This is a genomic window from Maribacter sp. (assembly GCF_016744255.1).
Lineage (GTDB): Bacteria > Bacteroidota > Bacteroidia > Flavobacteriales > Flavobacteriaceae > Maribacter_B.
On sequence record NZ_JADGES010000142.1, the window covers coordinates 1 to 6,530 of the forward strand.

At 33.4% G+C, this 6,530-nt stretch carries 8 protein-coding genes; 2 read left to right on the top strand and 6 right to left on the bottom strand.

Going from position 1 to position 6,530, the window contains the following annotated elements; genetic code table 11:
• The coding region (locus tag QZZ51_RS15765) for a porin (protein ID WP_291871406.1) at positions 1-431 on the bottom strand (431 nt) is incomplete at its 3' end.
• 357 nt (positions 432-788) lie between these two features.
• Between QZZ51_RS15765 and dgt the strand changes: the two genes are divergently transcribed.
• Positions 789-2,132 (top strand): dGTP triphosphohydrolase, encoded by a 1,344-nt coding sequence (dgt, locus tag QZZ51_RS15770; RefSeq protein WP_291871408.1) that lies wholly within the window; start codon positions 789-791, stop codon positions 2,130-2,132.
• Positions 2,133-2,136: 4 nt separating this feature from the next.
• Here the strand turns inward: dgt and QZZ51_RS15775 are convergent, their stop codons facing one another.
• Complete coding sequence (locus tag QZZ51_RS15775) at positions 2,137-3,231, bottom strand: DUF3078 domain-containing protein (RefSeq protein ID WP_291871410.1); 1,095 nt, start codon at positions 3,229-3,231, stop codon at positions 2,137-2,139.
• Between the two features lie 4 nt (positions 3,232-3,235).
• Entirely contained in the window at positions 3,236-5,011 is a 1,776-nt protein-coding gene (locus QZZ51_RS15780; protein WP_291871411.1) for a 1-deoxy-D-xylulose-5-phosphate synthase, read from the bottom strand.
• A 161-nt stretch (positions 5,012-5,172) separates the two neighbouring features.
• Between QZZ51_RS15780 and QZZ51_RS15785 the strand changes: the two genes are divergently transcribed.
• On the top strand, positions 5,173-5,616 hold the full coding sequence (locus tag QZZ51_RS15785; RefSeq protein WP_291871414.1) for a nucleoside deaminase: 444 nt from the start codon (positions 5,173-5,175) through the stop codon (positions 5,614-5,616).
• A gap of 54 nt (positions 5,617-5,670) precedes the next feature.
• Here QZZ51_RS15785 and QZZ51_RS15790 read toward each other — a convergent pair whose 3' ends face one another.
• From QZZ51_RS15790 to QZZ51_RS15800, 3 genes are all read right to left on the bottom strand, one after another.
• The gene (locus QZZ51_RS15790; RefSeq protein WP_291871416.1) at positions 5,671-5,862 is read right to left on the bottom strand and encodes a cold-shock protein; all 192 of its coding nucleotides are present in this window, start codon (positions 5,860-5,862) and stop codon (positions 5,671-5,673) included.
• A gap of 86 nt (positions 5,863-5,948) precedes the next feature.
• Positions 5,949-6,200, bottom strand: a complete 252-nt coding sequence (locus QZZ51_RS15795) for a hypothetical protein (protein WP_291871418.1) — start codon at positions 6,198-6,200, stop codon at positions 5,949-5,951.
• 4 nt (positions 6,201-6,204) lie between these two features.
• A partial coding sequence (locus QZZ51_RS15800) for a DUF3995 domain-containing protein (RefSeq protein WP_291871420.1) occupies positions 6,205-6,530 on the bottom strand: 326 nt, incomplete at its 5' end.

The following is a 6,530-nucleotide window of genomic DNA, read 5'->3' on the forward strand; positions in this document are numbered from 1 at the left end:
CGCTCTATGTTTCCAGGGAGTTTTGTTTGTCCTGCCCAAAGTTCAAAATTTCCATGAAAATTCCACATCACTACGGCATCTAGTATATATCTAGGAGCGTTGCTGGTAAAAGCAGAAGCACCTGAAATATCTCTATTAGAAAGGCCTAATTCAAGTTTGTATTTTAATTTGGGAGAGTAGGCAAAACCGTTAAATTTTAATCTAGCTCTACGAACAAGGAAATTAGATTCTGGGTTTGTAAGACCATCCTGTGAATCCCAGGTGTTGGTACTTAAAAATTGCATACGTGTGGCAATTTTCATACTCCAAGTACTGTCTTTGCCAACTAAATTAAATAGTCCTTTTCCGAATTTTGGGGCATTAGTATCTTGGGCATTTACTACTGAGACTATAGCAAATAGGAACCCAAAGGCCAAAGGTTTGATTTTCATTTCAGTATTAGTTTTTGTCGGGGACAAAGAACACATACCAATATTAATACAATGTTAAGAGCGTATTAAGGAATAAATAAGATTTACGTATAAAAAAGCTACCTTGGCCAGAGGTAGCCGTTAGATTTCAAAAGATATAGTCGACAAAAACTAATACATTTCGTGAAATCTTAATCGTCTTAAGACGAAGACAAAAATCGGGTTCTTATTGCAACTTAAAGTAATCCTAATATTAAGTAATCTTTAAGATTATAAAAAGTACCTAAGTAGCAGCTGTCTTATGTTTGTATATTAATATATGTTTTTATTAGTATTAAAATGGGCTAAAATGTAAATTGCGGTTTTATAGTAGATATTATGAATTGGGAACAATTACTTTCTTTAAAACGCCAAGGAGATACAGCAAAACGATTGCGTACGGAACAAGATGAGACAAGGCTTGGTTTTGAGGTAGATTATGACCGAATTATATTTTCTTCAGCCTTTAGAAGTTTACAAGATAAAACCCAAGTAATTCCACTATCTAAGACAGATTTTGTACATACTAGGCTAACGCACAGTTTGGAAGTTTCTGTTGTAGGGCGTAGTCTAGGAAGAATTGCAGGGAAAAAAATTTTAAAGAAACATCCGTATTTAGATAAAATACATGGGTATAAGTTTAATGATTTTGGTGCTATAGTAGCCGCTGCTGCTTTGGCTCATGATATAGGGAATCCTCCATTTGGTCATAGTGGAGAAAAATCCATAGGAGAATATTTTAAAACTGGTAAAGGAAATAAATACCAATCGGTTTTATCAAAAAAGGAGTACCAAGATATTATTGATTTTGAGGGGAATGCAAATGGATTTAAACTGCTTACAGAATCTAGAGAAGGAGTAATTGGCGGATTGCGTCTTAGTTATAGTACTCTTGGGGCCTTTATGAAGTACCCTAAAGAATCTCTTCCTAAAAAGGCAACCAAACAAATAGCGGATAAGAAGTTTGGATTTTTCCAAAGTGAAAAAAAGGCCTTTCTAGATATAGCGGATGAATTGGGGTTGGTGCAAACAAGGACAGGAGAAGATATTTCCTATGCCAGACACCCCTTAACATTTTTAGTTGAAGCGGCGGATGATATTTGCTACACGATAATAGATTTTGAGGACGGTATTAATCTGGGTTTAATCTCTGAAGATTATGCCTTAGAGTATTTAATTAAGTTAGTTAAGAATAGTATTAATACTAAAAAATATAATTCTTTAGTATATAAGGAGGATCGTTTAAGTTATTTAAGGGCATTGGCCATAAATACTTTAATTACGGATGCTATAAACATTTTTGTGGCAAATGAAGAGGCAATTCTTAGTGGTACGTTTCATGTTTCTTTACTAGATAAAAGTGCCTATGCAGCACAGATAAAAGATATTATTACGTTAAGCGTAAATAAGGTATACAAGGCTCAAGAGGTAATAGGGAAGGAAATAGCGGGTTATAAAATTATTTCGGACATATTAGATGTTTATTCGTCTGCCCTTATCAATGAGAAAGAAAATATCGCCTCTAATTATGATACTTTAATGATAAGTACGTTACCTAAGTTTTATCAACGTACCAATATTTCTACGTATAAAATATTATTAAATACGTGTTGTTATGTTGCAAGCCTATCCGATAGTGCTGCTGTTCATATGCACAATAAAATAATGGGAAGGCAATTATAATACTTTAAAAATCATATAAAATACCAACACCTAGTATTTGTTTAAATTGAATTCTAGGTACTCCTGAATCTATTACTAATCCATTAGCGTCTTTAATTTCATCGAATAAAATATCATCATCATAAATAATATGTGTTCCTATGTTAGCTTTTATATATTTGTTTACGGTGAGGTGAAAATTTAGTTCCCAGTCTACATCTACATTTCCAAAACTAGACAAGTAATCCGTATAAAGAGATACGCGATGTTTCATTTTAACATTTTTGGCAACATTAGTCTGCCAAGTATTCGTTATTAAAAGACCCAATTCTACAAAGACGGTTTCTCCAGGTGTAATAATCTCTCCGTTAGCATCCGTAATCGCTTTTTTAACACCAAAAGCTCCATTATCTGCTAATCTTTGATCTAGTACATAGGTTGCTTTTAGGGTAACGGGGGAAGTGTATAAATTGAATTTTTGATCTGGAGTAATATAGGAGTTTCCCGCACCAAAGAAAAAATACCCTGGAGCCATAAATCTAGATATAGGGGTAGTTCGGTCCGGGTATTTGTACCCATTAGAAAATTGCGTTCTTACGTTTGCTTTTACGGAGTAATACCAATTGGTTATAGTGTCTTTACGATAACCAAAAGTAGAGCTCATCCTAATTTCATCTCCAGATTTTCTGAGTTTTCGGTCTTCCTGTGCGTTTAAACCATATTTTAATTCTAGATAATTATCCCATTGGATGTATCTAAATTTATAATTTCTTTCCACTTTTAAATTGGCTAATCCTGTAATAGAATTATTCCCACCAGCATTCCAGTTAACAAAAGCCGCTTCGTTAAAACTAACGCCTAAATGATTCTCTTTTATCCAAAAGGAAGGAATCCTAAAGCGCTTAAATTTTTTAGATAAGGGTGTTGTTCTTTTAAAGGATATATAAGGGTTAGTTAGTTTTGCACTTCTAGGGATGTGTTTTATTTTTTCTTGGGTTTTTCTAATAACTATGGTATTAACAATAGTGGTATCTACCTCTGAAGCAGTGGATAGAGAATCTTGCGAAGTTCCATTGTATATGAATAAGAAGAGAAAGCTAAAAAATAAATGGTATTTCATTAGTTTAAGATAAGCGTAATTCATTTAAGCTTTGTTTTATAGATGAGGCATCAATTTTGGCTATTTTATGCAATTCGTTTATAGTTCCATGTTCTATAAAAGTATCTGGGACACCTAATATTTTAATATTATTTTTAAATCTATTGTCCAATGCAAACTCTGCAATAGCACTGCCAAATCCTCCATTTTTACAACCGTCTTCAAGGGTTAAAATAGCATTGTAATTTGTAAATATCTGATGAAGTCTATTTTTATCTAAAGGTTTTATAAAGGGCATATGGTAATGGCCAACCTCATTTTTATAGTCTAAATCATTAATTATTTTGGACATTTTATTTCCTATTGGGCCAGTTGAAATTACTGCAATTTTTGTGCCCTTTTTTAATTCTGAAGAACTTCCTATGTTAATTTTATTAAACGGCTTTTCCCAAGCAATATTTATTCCTCTTCCTCTAGGATAACGAATAGCAATAGGTTGTTTTAAACCTAATTGTGCGGTATACATAATATTGCGAAGCTCTATCTCATTTATTGGTGAAAATAGAATGAGATTGGGAATACATCTTAAATAGGCTAAATCGTAAACTCCATGGTGTGTTGCGCCATCTTGGCCTACAAGTCCCGCGCGATCCAAACAAAAAATCACAGGTAAATTTTGTAAAGCAACATCATGAATAACTTGGTCGTATGCTCTTTGTAAAAAGGTGGAGTATATATTGCAAAATGGTATAAGTCCAGCCTTTGCCATTCCTGCAGCCATAGTTACTGCGTGTTGTTCTGCAATACCTACATCGAACGCGCGGTTTGGTATTTGCTCCATCATGTATTTTAAAGAGCTACCTGTTGGCATGGCTGGTGTAATGCCAACAATGTCTTTATTTTTAAGAGCTAGTTCTACAAGAGTATGTCCAAATACATCTTGGTACTTTGGTGGTTGAGGTGTATCGTTTTTTGGGATTAAATTACCTGTTATTTTATTAAATTTCCCTGGGGCATGGTAGGTTACCTGGTTTTCCTCGGCTTGTTGTAGCCCTTTGCCTTTTGTGGTGATTACATGAAGTAATTTAGGTCCTTTTATTTTTTGTAATCGGGTTAACTCCGTAATTAAATCCTTAAAATTATGTCCGTCTATCGGCCCTGTATAGTCAAAATTTAAACATTCAAAAATGTTTTCATCCTTTGCGGTACCCTTTTTAACATTAGTTAAATATTTTTTTAAGGCACCTACACTAGGGTCTATACCAATTGCATTATCATTTAAGATAATTAGAATATTAGCATCGGTAACACCTGCATGGTTTAAACCTTCAAAAGCCATTCCGCTGGCAATAGATGCATCGCCAATAACTGCTATATGATTTTTATTTGTTTCTCCTTTAAGATTTGCTGCTATAGCCATACCTAAAATAGCAGAAATAGAGGTAGAGCTATGTCCTGTTCCAAAAGCATCGTAAATACTTTCTTCCATCTTAGGAAAACCACTTATTCCGTTAAGTTGCCTGTTGGTTTCAAAAATATCTTTTCTGCCGGTAAGTATTTTATGGCCATACGCTTGGTGGCCTACATCCCAGATAAGATTGTCATATGGGCAATTAAAAATATAATGTATGGCTATGGTTAGTTCTATTACACCAAGACTTGCTCCTAAATGACCTTCTTTTGTGGCAACAATATCAATAATAAAATTTCGTAATTCTTGAGCAATTTGTGGTAATTGCTCTTGGGATAAATCCTTTAGATTATCCGGTGATTTTATAGAATTTAGTAATGTGTTAGGCATTCCCGTTATTATTGAAATACAAAGCTACAGTTTTTTAAATGTATAGGGAAACCTAGTATTATATAAATAGAATTAGAATGTGTGTACATTAAGGGTATTGTAATCTATGTTTAAGCACCTTCCTCTTTTATAATTGGGGTAGTATTTTTTATATTTACGCCATGATAGAACCGTACGATGATACCTACTATATGAAAAAAGCGTTGCAAGAAGCCGAAGCTGCTTATGACAAAGGAGAGGTTCCTGTTGGAGCTATTATTGTTATTAAGGATAAAATTATAGCAAGAGCGCATAATCTTACGGAGCTATTAAATGATGTAACTGCACATGCCGAAATGCAAGCCATTACTTCAGCAGCTAATTTTCTTGGGGGTAAGTATTTAAAAGATTGCACATTATACGTTACGTTAGAACCTTGCCAAATGTGTGCTGGAGCTTTGTATTGGAGCCAGATTTCTAAAATTGTTTTTGCAGCAACAGATGCAGAGAGAGGTTGTGGGGTGTTAGGAACCAAACTGCATCCTAAGACTAAAATAGAAGGAGGTTTGTTAGCGGAAGAGGCATCGGAAATATTGAAGCGGTTTTTTATTAAAAAAAGAAATTAACATTAAAAAACCCAGTAAGTACTGGGTTTTTTAATGTTAATTAAGAAAGAAAGTTTATAAAACTTGCACTTGTCCTGCGACAATACCTTTTTGGCCTTCTTCTTCTACATACTCTACTTTGTCTCCTTCATTTAATTGCGTTCCGTTTAATGCTGTAGCATGAACAAAAATATCTTTTCCTGTGTCATCGTTAGTTATGAAACCATATCCTTTGGATCCATTAAAAAATTTTACTGTACCAGTCATTGCAATATAAATTAAAAATTAATACACCTAAATTTATAATATTTTGGTTAGAAATTCTTTATTTTTTAAATAAAAAATGATGGAAATTACTGATTGTCAGAGTTTTTGGGTTTTTTTCCTTGCATTTTTCGTACGTTTTCTTCCGTAAGCATATAATCATTCATTTTTTTTCCTTTACTCTCTTTGTAAAGAAATAAAGGCATAGAAATTAGGAATAGAGTAGCTGTGCCGCCTCCAATATATCTATGAGATAATGCAGTTTCATTAGCATCTAAAGTATAGCCATAGACAATAGAACCTATTGCTGCTAATGTAATTAATAGGATAATATATTTCATTTTCTTATGGTTTAAGGGCTACTAAATAGCCTAAAAAAGCAATACTGCCACACAAAGGAATAAAATATTTGGTATCTCTAATGGCAAATGGAGTGCTTTTAATTTTTTTAAAAAGTCCAAGATATTTAAAATCCCCTAAAAAACGCAAAAGAAAAATACTGGGTATAACCCATTTTCCATAGACTACTGTCCAATTTGGAAATGGAATAAAGTTTGGTTGTAAAATAGAAAAGTAAACCAAGGCAAAAAAAAGTAGTCCTAATGCAACTATTACAGAATCGATTATTTTTGGGTTTAGAACCCTCTCGCCAGCTAAATTGGTTGGTAGAA

Excerpts from the sequence above, each read along its gene's own strand:
- dgt (WP_291871408.1), top strand. The coding sequence starts at position 789 with ATGAATTGGGAACAATTACTTTCTTTAAAACGCCAAGGAGATACAGCA.
- QZZ51_RS15775 (WP_291871410.1), bottom strand. The coding sequence starts at position 3,231 with ATGAAATACCATTTATTTTTTAGCTTTCTCTTCTTATTCATATACAAT.
- QZZ51_RS15780 (WP_291871411.1), bottom strand. The coding sequence starts at position 5,011 with ATGCCTAACACATTACTAAATTCTATAAAATCACCGGATAATCTAAAG.
- QZZ51_RS15785 (WP_291871414.1), top strand. The coding sequence starts at position 5,173 with ATGATAGAACCGTACGATGATACCTACTATATGAAAAAAGCGTTGCAA.
- QZZ51_RS15790 (WP_291871416.1), bottom strand. The coding sequence starts at position 5,862 with ATGACTGGTACAGTAAAATTTTTTAATGGATCCAAAGGATATGGTTTC.
- QZZ51_RS15795 (WP_291871418.1), bottom strand. The coding sequence starts at position 6,200 with ATGAAATATATTATCCTATTAATTACATTAGCAGCAATAGGTTCTATT.